General features: G+C 68.8%; 17 protein-coding genes. 7 read left to right on the plus strand and 10 right to left on the minus strand.

What is annotated here, in order from left to right; all coding sequences use genetic code 11:
- The first annotated feature begins 48 nt into the window (after positions 1-48).
- On the plus strand, positions 49-1,215 hold the full coding sequence (locus tag VDQ18_RS04090) for a M24 family metallopeptidase (protein WP_323019745.1): 1,167 nt from the start codon (positions 49-51) through the stop codon (positions 1,213-1,215).
- Here the strand turns inward: VDQ18_RS04090 and VDQ18_RS04095 are convergent.
- From VDQ18_RS04095 to VDQ18_RS04110, 4 genes are all read right to left on the minus strand, one after another.
- Entirely contained in the window at positions 1,202-2,248 is a 1,047-nt protein-coding gene (locus VDQ18_RS04095) for a GGDEF domain-containing protein (protein WP_323019746.1), read from the minus strand. The genes VDQ18_RS04090 and VDQ18_RS04095 overlap by 14 nt on opposite strands.
- Complete coding sequence (locus VDQ18_RS04100) at positions 2,245-2,874, minus strand: heme NO-binding domain-containing protein (protein WP_323019747.1); 630 nt, start codon at positions 2,872-2,874, stop codon at positions 2,245-2,247. The genes VDQ18_RS04095 and VDQ18_RS04100 overlap by 4 nt, the downstream gene beginning before the upstream one ends.
- 65 nt (positions 2,875-2,939) lie before the next feature.
- Positions 2,940-3,626: an HAD family hydrolase gene (locus tag VDQ18_RS04105; RefSeq protein ID WP_323019781.1), complete on the minus strand. Its 687-nt coding sequence runs from the start codon at positions 3,624-3,626 to the stop codon at positions 2,940-2,942.
- Between the two features lie 2 nt (positions 3,627-3,628).
- On the minus strand, positions 3,629-3,928 hold the full coding sequence (locus VDQ18_RS04110; protein ID WP_323019748.1) for a DUF3572 domain-containing protein: 300 nt from the start codon (positions 3,926-3,928) through the stop codon (positions 3,629-3,631).
- Positions 3,929-4,043: 115 nt separating this feature from the next.
- Between VDQ18_RS04110 and VDQ18_RS04115 the strand changes: the two genes are divergently transcribed.
- From VDQ18_RS04115 to VDQ18_RS04125, 3 genes are all read left to right on the plus strand, one after another.
- A complete protein-coding gene (locus VDQ18_RS04115; protein ID WP_323019749.1) occupies positions 4,044-5,432 on the plus strand; it encodes a diguanylate cyclase in 1,389 nt (462 codons plus the stop codon).
- Between the two features lie 414 nt (positions 5,433-5,846).
- On the plus strand, positions 5,847-7,064 hold the full coding sequence (locus VDQ18_RS04120; RefSeq protein WP_323019750.1) for an MFS transporter: 1,218 nt from the start codon (positions 5,847-5,849) through the stop codon (positions 7,062-7,064).
- A gap of 310 nt (positions 7,065-7,374) precedes the next feature.
- Positions 7,375-7,992 carry an invasion associated locus B family protein gene (locus tag VDQ18_RS04125; protein WP_323019751.1) on the plus strand — a complete coding sequence of 206 codons (618 nt, stop codon included), beginning with the start codon at positions 7,375-7,377 and terminating at the stop codon, positions 7,990-7,992.
- Positions 7,993-8,000: 8 nt separating this feature from the next.
- On the opposite strand, the gene VDQ18_RS04130 is transcribed toward VDQ18_RS04125, so the two are convergent.
- From VDQ18_RS04130 to VDQ18_RS04145, 4 genes are read right to left on the minus strand one after another with little or no spacing between them, the layout of a single operon-like run.
- Entirely contained in the window at positions 8,001-9,206 is a 1,206-nt protein-coding gene (locus VDQ18_RS04130) for a beta-ketoacyl-[acyl-carrier-protein] synthase family protein (RefSeq protein ID WP_323019752.1), read from the minus strand.
- Positions 9,207-9,209: 3 nt separating this feature from the next.
- Positions 9,210-9,494, minus strand: coding sequence for an acyl carrier protein (locus VDQ18_RS04135; protein ID WP_323019753.1), 285 nt, complete (start codon positions 9,492-9,494; stop codon positions 9,210-9,212).
- A 15-nt stretch (positions 9,495-9,509) separates the two neighbouring features.
- Complete coding sequence (locus tag VDQ18_RS04140; protein WP_323019754.1) at positions 9,510-10,613, minus strand: UDP-3-O-(3-hydroxymyristoyl)glucosamine N-acyltransferase; 1,104 nt, start codon at positions 10,611-10,613, stop codon at positions 9,510-9,512.
- A 44-nt stretch (positions 10,614-10,657) separates the two neighbouring features.
- A complete protein-coding gene (locus tag VDQ18_RS04145) occupies positions 10,658-12,268 on the minus strand; it encodes a L,D-transpeptidase family protein (RefSeq protein ID WP_323019755.1) in 1,611 nt (536 codons plus the stop codon).
- Between the two features lie 530 nt (positions 12,269-12,798).
- On the opposite strand from VDQ18_RS04145, the gene VDQ18_RS04150 reads away from it, so the two are divergent.
- Positions 12,799-13,368: a YcbK family protein gene (locus VDQ18_RS04150; RefSeq protein ID WP_107749907.1), complete on the plus strand. Its 570-nt coding sequence runs from the start codon at positions 12,799-12,801 to the stop codon at positions 13,366-13,368.
- A 139-nt stretch (positions 13,369-13,507) separates the two neighbouring features.
- Positions 13,508-14,803 carry an HlyC/CorC family transporter gene (locus VDQ18_RS04155; protein ID WP_323019756.1) on the plus strand — a complete coding sequence of 432 codons (1,296 nt, stop codon included), beginning with the start codon at positions 13,508-13,510 and terminating at the stop codon, positions 14,801-14,803.
- A 35-nt stretch (positions 14,804-14,838) separates the two neighbouring features.
- Here the strand turns inward: VDQ18_RS04155 and VDQ18_RS04160 are convergent, their stop codons facing one another.
- Positions 14,839-15,225 carry a cupin domain-containing protein gene (locus tag VDQ18_RS04160; RefSeq protein WP_323019757.1) on the minus strand — a complete coding sequence of 129 codons (387 nt, stop codon included), beginning with the start codon at positions 15,223-15,225 and terminating at the stop codon, positions 14,839-14,841.
- Between the two features lie 150 nt (positions 15,226-15,375).
- On the opposite strand from VDQ18_RS04160, the gene VDQ18_RS04165 reads away from it, so the two are divergent.
- On the plus strand, positions 15,376-15,792 hold the full coding sequence (locus VDQ18_RS04165) for a hypothetical protein (protein WP_323019758.1): 417 nt from the start codon (positions 15,376-15,378) through the stop codon (positions 15,790-15,792).
- Between the two features lie 294 nt (positions 15,793-16,086).
- On the opposite strand, the gene VDQ18_RS04170 is transcribed toward VDQ18_RS04165, so the two are convergent.
- Positions 16,087-17,751, minus strand: a complete 1,665-nt coding sequence (locus tag VDQ18_RS04170) for a chloride channel protein (RefSeq protein ID WP_323019759.1) — start codon at positions 17,749-17,751, stop codon at positions 16,087-16,089.
- Positions 17,752-17,762 lie beyond the last annotated feature (11 nt).

Genomic DNA, 17,762 nt, shown 5'->3' on the forward strand with positions numbered 1-17,762 from the left:
GTGGAGCGCACTTGGCGTGTCACACTCGGGCAAGACCGAGGGGGTGCCATGGACGAGACCGACTTTTCCCTGAGTGAATACGAGGCGCGCTTGGCGCGGATCCGGGTGGCGATGGCGGCGCAGGGGCTCATGGCGCTGATCGTCAGCGATCCCTCGAACATGGCCTGGGCCACGGGCTATGACGGCTGGTCCTTCTATGTGCATCAGGCGGTGGTGATCGGGCCCTCCGGCCCGCCGCTCTGGTGGGGGCGGGGCATGGATGCGGCAGGCGCCCGGCGCACGGTCTGGATGGGCGAGGAGGCGATCCACGGTTACGACGACAGCTATGTACAGAACCCGGACAAGCACCCGATGGAAGTGCTGGCCGCGCTGATCCACGATCAGGGCTGGGCGGGCGGGCGCGTCGGCGTCGAGATGGACAATTACTATTATTCGGCCAAGGCCCATGCCGTGCTGGCCGACCATCTGGAGCTGGCCGATGCCACCGGCCTGGTGAACTGGCAGCGGCTGGTGAAATCGCCGGCGGAAATCGCCCGGATGCGGCGCGCGGCCGGCATCGTCGAGGCGATGCACCGGCGGATCCTGGAGGTGGCGGAGCCCGGGCTGCCCAAGAACCGGCTGGTGGCCGAGATCCTGCATGCCGGGGCGACGGGCGCGGGCGGGCATTGGGGGGATTATCCGGCCATCGTGCCGATGGCGCCCTCGGGGCTCGATGCGACGGCGCCGCATTTGACCTGGGACGACCGGCCGATGCAGCGCGGCGAGGCGCATTTCTTCGAGATCGCGGGGGTCTACCGGCGCTACCACTGCCCGCAATCGCGCACGCTGTTCTTCGGCGAACCGCCCGCGACCTACCGCCGGGCCGAGGCCGCGGTGCAGGAGGCGACCGAGGCGGCACTGGCCAGGGCCCGGCCCGGGCAGACGTGCGAGGATATGGCGATTGCCTTTTACGACACGCTGGGGCGGCACGGGTTCCGCAAGGACAGCCGCACCGGCTATTCCATCGGCCTCAGCTATCCGCCCGATTGGGGCGAGCGCACGCTGTCGCTGCGGCGCGGGGATCTGACGCCGCTGCAGCCGGGCATGACGCTGCATTTCATGCCGGCGCTCTGGCTCGACGATGGCGGGATCGAGATCACCGAGCCGATCCTGATCACCGAGACGGGCGTCGAGAAGTTGAGCACCCTGCCCGGCGCGCTGTTCATCCGGTCATGATCCGCCGTTCGGCGGCATCGGCGCGGGCCAGTTCCTGCGACACCGACTGATCGGCGTTCCACAGCATCATGCGCCCGCGTCCGGCCCGTTTCGAGGCATAGAGCGCCAGATCGGCCAGCGAGACCAGCGCCGCCTCGCCCTGATCGCTGCCCGGCCCGACCAGCACGGCGCCGATAGACAGGCCGATGGGACAGGGGCGCCCCTCATGGGTGATGGGAAGCCGCATGTGGTCGTAGATCGTGGCGCCGACCCGGGCCAGCGCCGTGCGGTCGAGGACGCCCCCCAGCAGGATCACGAATTCGTCGCCGCCGACCCGCGCCACCAGATCGCCCGCGCGCACGCTGCGCCGCAGCCGCGAGGCGACCTCGGCCAGGACATGATCGCCCGCGGCATGGCCGAGCGTGTCGTTGACCTGCTTGAAATAATCGAGGTCGATATGCAGCAGCGCAAACCCCTCGCCCCCGCGCAGCAGGCGGTCCAGCGCCGCCTCCATCGCCCGGCGGTTGCCGAGGCCGGTCAGGGGATCGGTCGCCGCCTGCTCCTCGGCCCGGGCGCGGGCGCCGCGCAGCCGGTCGGCCATGCGGGTCAGTTCGCCCATGACGGCGGTCTTGGCCTCGTAGAGATAGAGCAGTTCGATGGCGAGGTCGGTATCGGCGAAATCGGTGGCCGAGAGCCCATGGTCGCGTACCGCATCGCGCACGCCGAAGCCGAAGGAGAGGTTCAGCAGAACCCCGTCGCCCAGAAGCGGCACGGCGGTGGCCTTGAAGGTGGTCGCAGGGGTGCCGCGCAGCGACATCTGCAGGCGTTGCGCGCGCAACAGGACGCTGGCCTGTGCCGCGCTGCGGGGCTTGCGCAGGGTGAAGACTTCTTCCAGCGGCTTGCCGATCGCCCCCTCGCCCATCAGTTTCAGCAGCGTCGGCCCGGCGCCGCGGATGCGGCAGGCGGTGTCGAGCGACAGATACATCGGCATCAATTGTCCCAGCGCACCGGGGCCGAGGTGAAAGCCGGGTTGGCGCAGATCCCCCTCCATCATTGTGCCGCCTCGGTGGCGAGGTCGAAGCGTCTGCCCGCGTGATAGGCCGGGTCATGCACCGCGATCTCGATCAGTTCGACCATGCAGGGGGCGCCGCCGGCCCGGTCGGTCAGGCGGATGCCCTGATGTTCCAGCACCACGAGCGCGCCGTAATCATCGGCAAGCGCCCGCAGGATGCCGACCATGACATGGCCGAAGCCCAGCGGCCCGCCCGTGCAGGTCAGCAGGAAGCGGTCTGCCCCGACCTCGCTGATGGCGAGATCGGGCAGCGCCAGATCGGGGACCGCCAGATGGCTGCGGCCCTGCAATTCGTCCAGCGAATAGAGGAAATCGGTGAAGCTGACCCCGCCGAAGCGCAAGAGGCGGCGCAGCGGCTCCATCCGTTCGTTGTAAATGAGGTAGGTCCCCAGATCCTCGAGCAGCGAATCGCGCGGACGGCGCAGCAGGACGACCGCGGCATCAAGCACCGCCTCGGTCAGGGAATCGTCGTAGCTTTGCATTGCCTCAAAGCCATCGGCGCCCAGAAGTTGGGTTATTCCAGAGTGTTGCGCAACGTCGCGCCAGACCACACCGCCGAAGGCATCGCTGATGAAACTCTGCAACGCCTTGTTGACCAGACCATGCATTCCCAGTCCCCGTACTCCACCGCCCCCGAGAGTCGCGTGAATGCGTTAACAAATAGCAAACGGCCTCAGGCGAGGTCGAGCAGCGCCGGCAGATGGCCGATATCGGGGCGCACCGCATCGGCAAGGTCGGACAGGTCCGCGGCCTCGGCCACGCCGGTCAGAACCGCCAGCGTCGCCATGCCCGCGCGGCGACCGGCGATCAGGTCGTGGCGGGAATCGCCGACCATCAGCACCGCCGAGGGTGCGAGCCCGGCGGTCCGGGCGAAGGCCAGCAGCATCCCCGGCTCGGGCTTGCCGCCGTGGCCGGAATCGAAGCCCGCGACGAAATCGAAAAGCTCGATCACCCCGGCGACGTGCTGGCGGGCCACGGATTCGAAATCATTGGTGGCGACGCCCAGCTTCAGCCCCGCCCCGCGCAGCCGCTCCAGCAGCGCCCTGAGCGGCACGGCCTCGGCCAGCGGCGCCTCGGCCGCGGCGCGGGCGATCCGCGCCTCCAGCGCATCGGCCGACAGACCCGCGAGCGGCGCCAGCAGCTCGGCCACCTCGCGCCCGGTGCCGGCGATCACCGGCGATTCCGGCCGGAAACGCCCGCGGTCGAGGTCGAAGGCCATCGCCTCGGCCATCGCGGCGGCGCGGGCCGGGTCGCCGCCCGAAAGCTCGCCCAGCAACTGCCGCGCCCAGGCGCCCCAGGTCGCCTGGAAATCAAACAGCGTGCCGTCCTTGTCGAAAAGGATGCCGCGAATGCCCTTCATCATCAGGTCCAATGCATGTCTGCGCCGCCGGGGAGCGCCGCGCGCGCCCGGCCGGGAGTTTCAGGCGGCAGATTGAGCGCCCGGCAGGCCTCGAGCAAGAGGGCTTCGTCACCCATGATGAAATCCATCACCGCCAACAACAGACCGGGGTCCGAAAGGCGCGCGCGCAGCGAGTCTGGCGACTCGCCCGACCAGTCCAGGAAGCTGCCCAGACGCTCGGAATCCTCGGTCAGCCAGGCGAGAAAGGTCGCGGCCACAATTTCGGCGTCTTCTTGCCTCATGAAAATCAGAATCTCGCGCACAAGTTTGCTGGTGAAAGGTTTCGTTAACCATTGTTAGGCTATCGTTTCAGCTAAGCCCCCGGATCACCGGGATCAAGTGAAATGACCCGGGGCGGGCACAGGCAGGATAGCATCGATGTCAGGCAGAATACTCATCGTCGACGATCTGGCCACCAACCGGATCATTCTCAAGGTCAAGCTGAATGCGGCGTGCTATGAAACGCTGCAGGCCGCCAGCGGCGCCGAGGCGCTGGCGGTGGCCCGGACCGAACAGCCGAAGCTCATTCTCCTCGACATGGTCCTGCCCGATATCTCGGGGATCGAGGTCTGCCGCCAGCTGCGCGCCGACCCGACCACAACGCATATCCCGGTGGTGATCATCACCGCCTCGAACGACCGCCGGGCACGGCTCAGCGCGCTGGAGGCAGGCGCCGACGAATTCCTGACCAAGCCCCTGAACGAGGTGATCCTGCTGGCCCGGATCCGCGCCCTTCTCCGGGCGCGCGAGACCGAGGCGGAGCTTCGCCTGCGCTCGGAAACCTGGGGCGACCTGGACCTTGCCGAGGGCGAATCCGTCTTCGCCATGCCCGGCCGCGTGGCGCTGGTCGCGTCGGAACCCGCCATCGCCATGGCCTGGCGCGCGGCACTTGCGCCCCATGTGAAGGAGCGGCTGGCGGTGATGACGCCCAATGCCGCGCTCAGCGACATGCCGCAAGGCGCGATCCCGGATTTCTACCTGATCGCCGCCGATCTGGGCAGCCATGGCTCGGGCCAGCGGCTGGTGGCGGATCTGCGGGCACGCGAAGCCAGCCGCCACGCCGCCATCGCCCTGGTGCTGCCCGAGGCCGATCCCGACATCGCCGCCATGGCGCTCGACCTCGGCGCCTCGGACCTGCTGACGCTGCCGCTCGACCCGCAGGAAACCGCGCTGCGCATCACGCTGCACGTGAACCGCAAGCGCCGCGCCGACCAGCTCCGGCGGGCGGTGAACACCGGGCTGCGGCTGGCGGTGACCGACCCGCTGACCGGGCTCTACAACCGCCGCTACGCGCTGGCCCATCTGGACCGGATCGCCAGCCGCGCCGCCGAACAGGGACGGCGCTATGCGATCATGGTGCTGGACCTCGACCGCTTCAAATCGGTGAATGACACCTTCGGCCATGTGGCGGGCGACGCGGTGCTGGAGACGGTGGCGACCCGGCTGCGCAACAACCTGCGCCCCTCGGATCTGGTGGCGCGGATCGGCGGCGAGGAATTCCTGGTGGCCCTGCCCGACGCGACGCTGGGCACCGCACGCCTGGCCGCCGAGCGCCTCTGCCGCGTGGTCGGCGACGAGCCGGTGCCGCTGCCCGATGGCCGCGGCTCGGTCGAGGTGACGATCTCGGTGGGCCTGGCCATGGGCCCCGCGCCGCATGGCCCCGGCGAGGAATCCCCCGCCCGCGAGGCGCTGAACCGCGCCGATTGCGCCCTGATGAACGCCAAGGCCGAAGGCCGCAACCAGGTGACGATCGCCAGCGCCGCCTGAGGCGCGGCGGGCCGGAGCGGGATCCTCCCCAGCAGAGCGGTGGCCTTTGGGCGTCGGAGCGGTTTCGCCCTCGGTGCCCTCGGGCGACCGCAAGCGGGGGGCTGCCGCCCCCCGTACCCCCTGCTTCAAGGGGAGCACGCTCCCCTTGAAAATCCCCGTGGATATTTGAGGAACAAAGATGAGTAGAGGGGCGACCTGCCCCTTTCTTTGTTCCGTAAATATCCCACGGGGGTCCGGGGGTGTGAAACCCCCGGGGCTTTCCACGCAGACCGCCCTCTCGCGGCGGGAGGCGCGCGGGGCGGGCGGGTGGGAGCGTGCCTCCCGCCGCTTTGCCCCAGCCCGCCACCCGCGACAAAACTTCAACTGTGAACATTTTCGCTTCCTTTCGCCCGGAGCCCGCGCTACGCCATCGACATGAGCACGATGCCCCTCTCCGACGACCGGCGCGCGAAGCGCAATGTCACCGTCCTGGTGGCGGCCCAGGCCATTCTCGGCGCGCAGATGCCGATGATCTTCACCACCGCGGGTCTCGCCGGGCAATCGCTGGCGCCGAACCCCTGCTGGGCCACGCTGCCCATTTCGGCCAGCGTGCTGGGCTCGATGCTGTCGGCGGCGCCGATGTCGGCCTTCATGCAGCGGCGCGGGCGGCGGCAGGGCTTCGTGCTGGGCTCGCTGGCGGGCGCGCTGGGCGCGGCGATCGGCGCGCTGGGGCTGCTGAACGGCTCGTTCATGCTGTTCGTCATCGGCGCGCTCTTCACCGGGGTCTACATGTCGGCCCAGGGCTTCTACCGCTTCGCCGCGACCGATACCGCGTCCGATGGCTACAAGCCCAAGGCGATCAGCTACGTCATGGCGGGCGGCCTGCTGAGCGCGGTGATCGGCCCGCAGCTGGTCAAGGTCACGGCCGAGTCGATGGTCGTGCCCTTCCTCGGCACCTATTTCGGCGTCATCGTGCTGAACCTCGTCGGCATGTGGCTCTTTGCCTTCCTGGACATTCCGCGCCCGGTCCTGGCGCCCAAGGGCACCCCGCGCGAGGGCCGCAGCCGGATGCAGCTTCTGCGTGAGCCGGTGATCGCCGTCGCCATCATCTGCGCCACGGTCAGCTACGCGCTGATGAACCTGGTCATGACCTCGACGCCGCTGGCGGTGGTGGGCTGCGGGTTCCAGACCTCGAACGCGGCCGATATCGTCTCGGCCCATGTGCTGGCGATGTATGCGCCCTCGTTCTTCACCGGGCATCTGATCGCCCGCTTCGGGGTCGAGAAGATCATCGCCGCAGGCCTCGTCATCCTGGCCGGATCGGGCGCGGTGGCGCTGTCCGGGGTCGAGCTCGAACATTTCTTCATCGCGCTGGTCCTGCTGGGCATCGGCTGGAACTTCGGCTTCATCGGCGGCACGACGATGCTGGCGCGGTCGCATACCCAGGCCGAGCGCGGCACCATCCAGGGGGTCAACGACGCCATCGTCTTCGGCGGGGTCACGCTGGCCTCGATCAGCTCGGGCCAGTTGATGAATTGCTCGGGCTCGAATGTGGAAACCGGCTGGCAGCTGGTCAACGTCGCCATGCTGCCCTTCCTGGTGCTGGCGGGCGGTGCGTTGATCTGGCTGGCGATGCGTCCCCGCGCCGCCTGAGCCAGACCGAAACCGCTGCCGAAATCGTCAGCCTGCCCGAAAAATCACCCGCTTTCAGCGACTTGTTGTCCCGGAAGGCGGCCCGATCACGGACCGTTGATTTCCTGTTGACGCATGAAGTTTTTGTCCATAGCGTCGGGTTCAATAAGTCGGCCAGTCCGACAGGGAGCAAAAAAGTCGGAAGGGGTCCAGCTTGCGGGCCCCTTTCGCTTTTTCGTCATCGCCCCGTCCGGCCGGTGATTTCCCCCTGACTTGCCCTTGGCTTCATGCTAGGCCCAAGGCCGACAGTCACGCACCAGAGGATGCTTCCATGACCCTCCGTTCCGCCCTGCTTTCGGGCCTTTTCGGCGCCGCCCTGCTGGCCGCGCCCGCGCTGGCGCAGGACACGACGACCGCCGAACCCGCCGCTCCGGCCGCCGCCGCCCCCGAACAGGGCGCGCCGGTTGTGGCCGCGACCCATCGAGACTGGCAGGTCGTCTGCTCGCCCGAGGTCGAAGGCCAGCCGCAGCAATGCGAAATGTATCAGCTGCTCACCGACCAGACCAACAACCCGATCGCCGAGATCAGCATCGCCGCCCTGCCGCTGGGCGCGGAATTCGCCGCCGGTGCCACCGTCACCACGCCGCTGGAAACCTTCCTGCCGACCGGCATGGGCTTCTACATCGGCACCGAACCCGCCGATGGCCAGATGCGGGTCGAGGGCTTCCGCGTCTGCACCGTGGTCGGCTGCGTGGTCCGCATGGGCCTCTCGGTCGAGGAAGTCGACAGCATGAAATCCGGCTCCTCGGCGACGATCATGATCGCCCCCTTCGTCGCCGTCGATCAGCCGATCCGGGTCAACGTCTCGCTGGCCGGGTTCACCGCCGCCTATGACGATCTGCAGACCCGCCTGTCCGAGGCTGCGGCCGCCGCCCGCTCGGGCCAGTAACCTCGCATTCAGGCGCGCCTGAGCGCCAGACAGGCGTTCAGGCCACCGAAGGCGAAGGCATTGCTCAGCGCCGCGTCCACCCGGGCGCGGCGCGCGACATTCGGCACCACGTCGAGGCCCAGCACCTCGGGATCCTCGGTGGTCCAGCCGGCGGTGGGGGCGATCACCCCCTCGCCCAGCGCCATCAGCACCGCCAGCAGCTCGACCGCCCCCGCCGCGCCCAGGAGATGCCCGTGCATCGACTTGGTCGAACTCACGGGCGGCGGCGCGTCAAAGACCCGGCGGATCGCCTGCGCCTCGGACCGGTCATTGACCGCGGTGCCGGTGCCATGGGCGTTGATGTAGCCGACCTCGGCCGGGGCGAGCCCGGCATCGTCCAGCGCCCCCTGCATGGCCCGTACCGCGCCGTCGGGGTCGGGCATGACGATATCGCCCGCGTCCGAGGTCATGGCGAAACCCGCGACCTCGGCCAGGATCCGCGCGCCGCGGGCCGTGGCGCGGTCCCAATCCTCGAAGACGAAGACCGCCGCCCCCTCGCCCTGCACCATGCCGTTGCGGTCGGCCGAGAAAGGGCGGCAGCCATCGGGCGACATGACCCGCAGCCCCTCCCAGGCCTTCAGCCCGCCGAAACAAAGCGTGGCCTCGGCCCCGCCCGCCAGCATGACATCGGCCGCACCCGAGCGGATCATCTGGAAGGCCTGGCCCATGGCGTGGTTGGAACTGGCGCAGGCGGTCGAGACGGTGAAGGCCGGACCCTTCAGCCCGTGGCGCATGGCCAGATGCGCGGCGGCGGCGGCATGCATCAGCCGGGGGATGGTGAAGGGATGGACCCGGTTCTTGCCCTGCGACAGGACCGCGCGATAGCTGTCGTCGATGGTCGTGTAACCGCCGCCGCCGGTGCCCATGACCACGCCCGCCCTGAGCGCCTCGTCCGGCGTCAGCGAGAGCCCGGCCTGCGCCACCGCCTGCCGCCCGGCTTCCAGCGCGAATTGCACGGCGCGGTCATAGAGCGCCAGCTCCTGCCGGCCATACCGCGCCTCGGCGTCCCAATCCCGGATCTGGCCGCCGATCCTGACCATCAGCCGCTCCACATCCTCGAAATCGAGCGGCCCGATGGCCACCCGCCCCGCCGCCAGCGCGGCGAAGGTGCCCGGCACATCGAGGGCCAGCGCGTTGACGCTTCCCGCGCCGGTGATCGCCACGCGCCGGGCCATGGTTCAGCCCCGATCCGCGGCCACCAGCGCCTCGACTGCGTCGCAGATCGCGCCCACGGTGCTCAGGTCCATCGTCGCGCCGGGTTCGTTGGCGTTGAAGGGGACCTGCACCTCGAAGGCCTCCTCAATGGCGAAGAGGATCTCGGCCATGCCCAGGGAGTCGATGCCCAAACTTTCGAGACTCATCTCGCGGGTCAGACCCGAAGGCTCGCGCAGCGCCTGCGCGGCCAGAATCGCGATCACGCGGCGATGCAGCCCGTCCCCGAGCGCCACAAAACTGCCGTCCATCCTGTCATCTCCTGATCAAGAGCCTTTCGGCCCCTTCTCCACGAGACGTGCGACAGTTTTCTGAAGCTCGGCGATTTGGGTGAGAATTCTCGGCAAACGGCGGCTGGCTTTGTAGATCTCGACATGCTGATCCATGCGCACTGCCGGAAAACCCATCAACACCCGACCCGCGGGCGCGTTCGAGGTCACGATGGAGCCGCCGCCCACCACCACGTCATCGCCGACGAAGATGTTGTCGACGACGCCGACCTGCCCGCCCAGGACCACGCGGTCGCCGATCCGGGTCGATCCCGCCACCCCGCATTGCCCGCAGAGCAGGCAATCCTCGCCCACCACCACGTTGTGGCCGACCTGCACCAGGCTATCGAGCTTGGTGCCCCGGCCGATCCGGGTGTCGCGGATCGTGCCGCGGTCGATGGAGCTGTTGGCCCCGACTTCGACATCGTCACCGATGGCCACCGCGCCCAGCGAATGGATGCGCAGCCAGGATTGCGGCTTGGTCTCGGCGGGTTTGCCCAGCGTGGCGCGGGCTTCCTCGACGCGCGAGCGCTCTTCCGTCACGAAGCTGAAACCATCGCCGCCGATCACGCAGCCCGGCTGGCCGATGAAGCGCGCGCCGATGGTCACCCGGGCGCCGATCTTCACCCCGGGCAGGATCAGCGCGTCCTCGCCGATCGCCGCCCCCGCGCCGATGGAGACCTGCTCGGCGATGCGCGAGCGCGGGCCGATCCTGGCGTCGCGGCCGATGACGGTGAAGGGACCGATGGCGACATCCTCGCCGATCTCGGCGCTGGGATGGATCGAGGCGAGGGGCGAGATCCCCGGCTGGATCCCAGGGCCCGGATCAAAGACCTGCGTCAGCCGGGCCATGGCAAGCCGGGCGCGCGGCGCGAAGATCGCCGCCTGCAGGCCCAGCGCCTGCCAGTCGGCCCCGGCCCAGAGGATCGCCGCCCGGGCGCGGCCCTTAGCGATGCCCTCGGCAAAGCGGGGATCCATGGCCATCGCCAAATCGAAGGGGCCGGCCGAGGCTGGCTCGGCGGCCCCTGTCACCGTCAGGTCACCGGATCCGGCGTATTCCGCGCCCAGCGCGGCGGCGATCTCGGAAACCTTGTGCGGCATGTCTGGGGGAACTCCGGTCAGGACGTTCCCCCGGTGTACGGCACTCAGGCCCCCACTTCCACCCCGGCGTTGACCAGCGCGTTATAGAGGATCGCATCGCGGCCATAGACATCGGCGCGGTACTGCATGCGCCCGGTGACCGAGGTATAGGCCGTGCGGTAGACCAGATGCACCGGCACGTGGTCGATCAGCGGCACGCGGGTCTGACGGCCAGTGCGCTGGATCGCATGGTAATAGGTCACCGGATCGGCTTCCTGCCGGGCGAGCAGCGCATAGGCGAATTCACGCGGGTCCTGCAGCCGGATGCACCCATGCGAGAAGGCCCGCGAATCCTGCGCGAAGAGCGAACGCGAGGGCGTGTCGTGCAGGTAGATCGCGTATTGGTTGGGGAACATGAACTTGATTTCGCCCAGCGCGTTGCCCGGCCCCGGCGGCTGGCGAACCTCGAACGGCAGGGTCTGGGGCGTGTAGGCGGCGACGTTGACGTATTCACGCGGCACGACCCGGCCTGCGCCATCGACGAACTGCAGGTGGTTGGCGCCACCCGACGACAGCGCGCCCCAGTATTCCCCGATGATCGACCGCGGCAGGGTCCAGTCGGGGTTGATCTCCATGTATTCCATCTCGTCCGAGAATTCGGGCGTCTGGTTGCTGCGCGAGCCGACGACGGCCCGGGTCTCGAACGTGACCTGGTCGAAATCGACGATGCGGGCGACGAAATCGGTAAGGTTCACCCAGATATGGCGGTCGCCGCGCGGGATGTTCAGCCAGCGCTCGCGCTCCAGCGCCACGGTGATGGCGCGCAGACGCTCCTGCGGGTCGACGTTGATCGCCCGGATGGTCGCACTGCCAGCGATGCCGTCGGAGTCGATGCCGACCGATTCCTGGAATTCCTGCACTGCCTGCTGCATCAGGCTGTCGTAGCTGGCGGTGGCTATGCGCGGCAGGAAGCCCTGGGCGATCAGCCGGTTGCGCAGCTGGACCACGGCCTCGCCACGGTCACCCGGACGCAGGCTGCCCGCCTGCACCTGCGGGCCCCAGCCGCCCTCGGCGATGGTCTGCACCAGCTCCTGCCGGGCGCGGTAGAGCCGCGCGTATTCCGGCGACGAGGGCGCCAGGTTGCGGATGAAGCTGACCGGCTCGCCGCTGGTGAAGTCGCGCATCAGCTGGGTCGGGTCGGGACGCGGCAGGACGCGGACGATATCGGGGATCAGCGCATGCGGCTCCAGCACGCCCGAATGGATGTCGCGGGCGTATTGCAGGAAGGTCATCGAGGCGCGGGCTTCCAGAAGACCACGGTCGCGCTCGGTCTCGACGGCCTCGAAGGCGGCGATCAGGCCGGGCAGGTCGTAGCGGGCTTCGGGCAGGCCATGCTCGGCGGCGCGGCTCAGCGCCGAAACCAGCGCGGTGCGGCGCGCCGCATCCTCGGCCCCGGTCCAGATCGCCTGATAGCCGTTCTCGCGGTAGAAGGCCGCCAGTTCCCGATTCTCGGCCACACCCTCGGCCAGCGCCTGGCGGAAGGCGGGGAATTGCTGCGCCACCGCGGGCGAGGGCGCCATCAGCGTGACCAGCGCAGGAGCCGCGGCGCCCATGCCCAGCGTCAGCGCCGTCAGCGCCGCCCGCATGCCCGTCGAGGTCCGTCGCATCGTTTGCATCGCTGTCTCCCGTTCAGAGGTTCGCCGGGATCTGTCGCCCGGCTGTTGTTGCGCGTGTGTCGTTTCTCGACACCCGTAAGTTCACGGAATTGTGCCAAGATTGCAGATTTGGGGTCGATTCACAATGTCGAGACACACCCGATTCCCGGCCCAACGCACCTGCCCCCTCTCCGGTTCCACGCCGCGGCGCAGCGCCAGCGGATTTGTCGCCCCAGACCCCGATACAGGGCCCGACAGGACCGCGTTATCCACATGAAGGTCCGCGCGCAGCGACATGTTAATAAAAGGTTTTTAGGCACCTTAAGGGAATTTCAGCAGAATCCCGCCTATTTTGGCCTCAGTCCAGGGAACCACCCCAATCCGCGCTTGGGATAACGACATCGTTGTGGCATAGAAGCATCAGACAGGAAAATATCTTCGTGATGCATAGCCCCGGTGACCGCCCCAGCGCGGCGCAACCCAGAAGGGGAATGCTCATGACCATAAGCCGCAAAGGCTCTCAACTGAACTTGGGATGGGACAGGACAACGATGACTTCCTCGGCTGAGACCGGTTTTTCCCGGCGTTCCCTGCTTGGCATCTTCGCCGCGACCGCCGTAACCGCCGCTCCGACCATGTCGAAAGCCTTTGGCTTCAACCGTGGTGCGGGCGACATCCGCCGCCTCCGTATGTATTCGGGCCATTCGGGCGAAACGCTGGACACGATCTACTGGGTCGACGGCGAATACATCCCCGAAGTGCTGGCCGAAGTGAACCGCTTCTTCCGCGACTGGCGCAACGACCGCGAGCATCTGATCGACACCCGCACCGTCGATATCCTCGCTGCCGCGCATAACCTGCTCGACGTCTCGGAACCCTACATGCTGCTCTCGGGCTACCGTTCGCCCGAAACCAACGCCATGCTGCGCGCCCGGTCCTCGGGCGTGGCCCGCAACTCGCGCCACATGGTCGGCCAGGCCGCCGATGTGCGCATGAGCAACCGCTCGGTCAGCCAGGTCGCCCGCGCGGCGCTCGCCTGCAACGCCGGGGGCGTCGGCCGCTATTCGCGCTCGAACTTCACCCATATGGATTGCGGCCCGGTCCGCAGCTGGGGCGGCTGATCCGTCCAGATCGTCAGCCCGTCAGACGACGCCCCGCGCCCTCCCGGTCGCGGGGCGTCGTTTTTTTGTTGTGCCGCGCGACCTTGCGCAGGCCCCCCCCGGCACCCTAGATTGAGGGCTCCCCAACATTCATCGGATCATGCCCGTTCTCGACACCTCCTTCTGGCTGACCATCGGCGCCATCCTGGCGCTGATCGTGCTTTCCGCCTTCTTCTCGGGCAGCGAGACCGCGCTCACCGCTTCATCGCGCGCCAAATTGCGCGCGCTGGCCGACCGTGGCTCCTCGGGCGCCGAGACCGCGCTCAAGATCACCGAGGACAGCGAACGGCTGATCGGCTCGGTGCTTCTGGGCAACAACCTGGTCAACATCCTCTCGGCCTCGCTGGCCACGGCGCTCTTCACCCGGCTCTTCGGCGATTCGGGCGTGGCGCTGGCCACGCTGGTGATGACGCTGTTGCTGCTCATCTTCGCCGAGGTGATGCCCAAGACCTATGCCATCACCAACCCCGAGACCGCGGCCTCGCTGGTTGCCCGGCCGATCCGGCTGATCGTGCTGGTCTTCGCGCCGATCGTGACGGCGGTGCGGATGCTGGTGCGGGCGCTGCTGGCGGTGGTCGGCGTGCGCACCGATCCCGACAGCGCGATCCTCTCGTATCACGAGGAGATCGCCGGCACCCTGGCGCTGGGCCATTCCGAAGGCACGGTCGACAAGCAGGACCGCGACCGGCTGCTGGGCGCGCTCGACCTCGGCCATCGCACGGTCGAAGAGGTGATGCTGCACCGCTCTCAGCTGGAAACGGTGAACCTGGCCGCCCCCCCGGCCGAGATCATCGCCCTGTCGGTCAATTCGCCGCATTCGCGCCTGCCCGCCTGGAAGGACGACCCGGAGAACATCGTCGGCGTCATCCATGTCCGCGACCTGATGCGCGAGGTGCACCGTCTGGTGACCGAGGCGAAGGGCGATTTCTCGGCCGTCGACAAGCTCGACATCGCCTCGGTCGCGCGCGAGCCCTATTTCGTGCCCGACACCACGCCGCTGGACGAGCAGATGCAGCAATTCCTGCAGCAGCGGCGCCATTTCGGCCTGGTGATCGACGAATACGGCGCGCTGCAGGGGCTTATTACGCTCGAGGACATCCTCGAGGAGATCGTGGGCGAAATCGTCGACGAGCACGACCTGCCGACCGAGGACCCGATCACCCGCCTCGATTCGGGCGCGATCGAGATCGACGGCACGATGACGATCCGCGACCTGAACCGGGCGATGGACTGGTCGCTGCCCGATGAGGAGGCGAATACCGTCGCCGGTCTGGTGATCCACGAGGCACAGCTGATCCCCGAGGCGGGGCAGGTGTTCCAGTTCCACGGCTTCCGCTTCACCGTGGTCGAACGTCTGGAAAACCGGCTGACCCGGCTGCGCATCCGCGCCATGTAAGGGGTGGGCGAATCGCCCACCCTACCCCCGCGGCCTCAGAGGTTGGTCTGGATCCAGCGCGGCGCGTGGTGGATGTCGAGCGTCTGCAAGCGCCCGGGCCCGAGATTCTCGAACCGGTGCGGCACGCCGCGGGGCCCCAGCAGCACGCTGCCCGCCGAGGCCTCGATCACCGCCTCGCCGACGAAGAACCGCGCCCGGCCCTCCAGCACGACGAAGGTCTCGTCATAGGGATGGACATGCCAGGGCGGCCCCTCGCCCGGCTGGTCCGTGCCATAGGCGAGCACGGTGACGGGCCCCGCCAGCGCCGCCCCCTCGACCGCCCCGCGCCAGGGCCCGCCGCCCGCCGGATCAAAAAGCCGGGCCGAGGCGGCCGGGCGGCCATCGGGGAGGACGTCGGCAGGGTCGAAATCGCGGCGGGTCATGCGGGCCTCCTGTGCGGCGCCGGGCAGGATCGGGCCCGCCGCCCCGCCGGTCAAGTACCGCCTCACGCGATCCTGAAACCCGGGGGCTGGGGCAGCGCCCCGTTTCATGCCATCATGGCGCTCTTTGCAGCTATCTCCGGATTTCATATCATGCACAAGACGTTGCTCGTCGCCGCCTTCTCCCTGCTCGCCGCCGGTCCCGCCCTTGCCCTGGGGTGCAGCGAAGGCAGCCATTTCGCCAATGCCGAAGTCTATCCGGCGAAGACCATGGGCACGCTGACCACCGCCACGCAATACGCCTGGGACGGCGGGACCGGCATCGTGCGGACCTGCAACCTGACCACCGAGAACGGCGACCTGGCCGGGGTCTGGAACCTCTTTTCCGGCGAGATCGACGTGGCGCATGGCGGGATCTGCATCGCCCTGACCAACAGCGACGGCCGCAGCTGGTATTCCTGCGTCACCCCCGATGCGGTGGCCCGCGCCAGCGCCGCCCGGCCCGACACGCCGGACTTCGCGCTGACGTTCCGCGACTGGCAGACGGACGTGGCCGCGTTCCGGCGCTGAGTCCCGGGCCGGCGCAAAGGGGGGCTTTCTGCCCCCCTCTTGGCCTGCGGCCAATTCACCCCCCGAGGATATTTAAGGAACGAAGATGGGGCTTAGCCTGCCCTTAACCTTGATCTTCGTTCTCTAAATATCCTCGGGGGTTTCCAAAGGGGGACCGAGGGTCCCCTTTGGCGGGGGGTGAGCGGCGTCTCGGAGACGCGCCAGTAGCGCGCCTCTCGCCGCGAACGCCGCGCCGGTGGCGCGGCCGAGAGTCAAGGGGGCTGGCCCCCGCTCCTTCCCGCCCCCTGCCACCCGTCAGGAATGCTCCTCGGCCGCCGTCGCTGCCAGCGCCCGGTTGAAGGCCTTCAGCGCATCGACATGGCTGAGGCTGCCGCCGACCTTCACCACGCCGTCCGCCCCGCGCTGCATCACCGCCAGATGCGAGGCGCCGGTGCGGTCGAAGATCCTGAGCGCCGGTTTGAGCCGCGCCTCCCAGGGGATGCTGCGGCCCTGGGCGGCCAGCGCCTCCAGCTCCTCGAGCGAGGGCGCCCCGGGGCTGCCGGGCTTGCGCATCGAGCCCGAGACGCTGACCAGCTGCAGCAGGTATTCCTGCGGCCCCTGGGCGATGCGCACATCGCGCCGCGCCAGCTGCGCCAGGAAGAACGAGCGTTTCACGAAGCGGCTGGCCACGGCCGAGCCAGTCGAGACCGCGGCCAGAACGGCGATGGCCGTCTGCCAGTCGCCGGTCAGTTCGAACACGATCAGCGTGGTCGAGACCGGCGCCCCCAGCACCGCCGCCGCCACCGCCCCCATGCCCGCCAGCGCATAGGTCGTGGCGCTGCCGGAATAGGCCGGGATCAGCGAGGTCGCGATCAGGCCGAAGGCGAGCCCGGTCAGCGCCCCCACCACCAGCGAGGGGGAAAACACCCCGCCGCCCATCCGTCCGCCCAGCGTGATCGACACCGCCACCACCTTGGCGAAGGCGATGAGGATCGCCTCGTGCAGCAGCATGTGGCCGGTCAGCGCCAGCGTCGTCACCTCGTAGCCGATGCCGATGACCTGCGGCGCGAAGATCGCCAGCGCACCGACCAGCGCCCCTGCCACCGCCGGGCGCAGCCAGCGCGGCAGACCGGTCCGGGCCTGCACCCGGTTCGCCAGATCCTCGGCGAAGAAGACCGAACGCATCAGCGCCACCGCCACCGCGCCTGAAACCAGGCCGAGGATCAGATAGGCCGGGATCTCCCAGTAGAAGGCCACCATGTTCCTGACCGGCAGCGTGAATTCGGCGACATCGCCGAAGGCCAGCCGGTTGACGAGTGTCCCCATGATCGAGGCGATGGCGATGGGCGCGAAAGCGTGCAGCGCGTAATGGCGCAGCACCACCTCCATGGCAAAGATCGCCCCGGCAATCGGTGCATTGAACGAGGCCGAGACGGCGGCGGCCACCGCGCAGCCCAGCAGGTCGCGGCCGGTGACGCCCGAGGCATGGATCCGGTCCGCCACCCGCGTGGCCAGCACGGCTGCGAGATGCACCACCGGCCCCTCGCGCCCGGCCGAGCCCCCCGCCCCCAGCGTGATCATCGAGGCCGCGGCCGAGGCCAGGCCCTCGCGCGTTTCGACCCGGCCGCCGCGCAGGGCGGCGCCTTCGATCACATCGGCCACGGCGCGCACCCGTCCATCCGGGGTGAAGCGGTGCAGGATCAGTCCGACCAGCAGCCCGGCCATTGTCGGGATCGCCACCAGCGCCCACCAGGGCATCGCCGAGGCCGCCGCCAGGACCGCGTGGTTCTGTGCGCCGTAGAGCAGCGTCTCGAGCGTGCCGATCCCCAGCCGGAACAGCAGCGCCGCCGCCCCCGCCGCGGTGCCGAGGAAGAAGGCGATGACCCAGAACTGCACCTCGTCCGGTCCCTGCTGGCGGATGCGCCGCAGGGCCAGGGTCAGCAATCGGGTCAGCCGGGGGCGGTGATGGTGTTTGCGCATCGCATCCTCTC

This window comes from Pararhodobacter sp. (genome assembly GCF_034676075.1).
Lineage (GTDB): Bacteria > Pseudomonadota > Alphaproteobacteria > Rhodobacterales > Rhodobacteraceae > Pararhodobacter.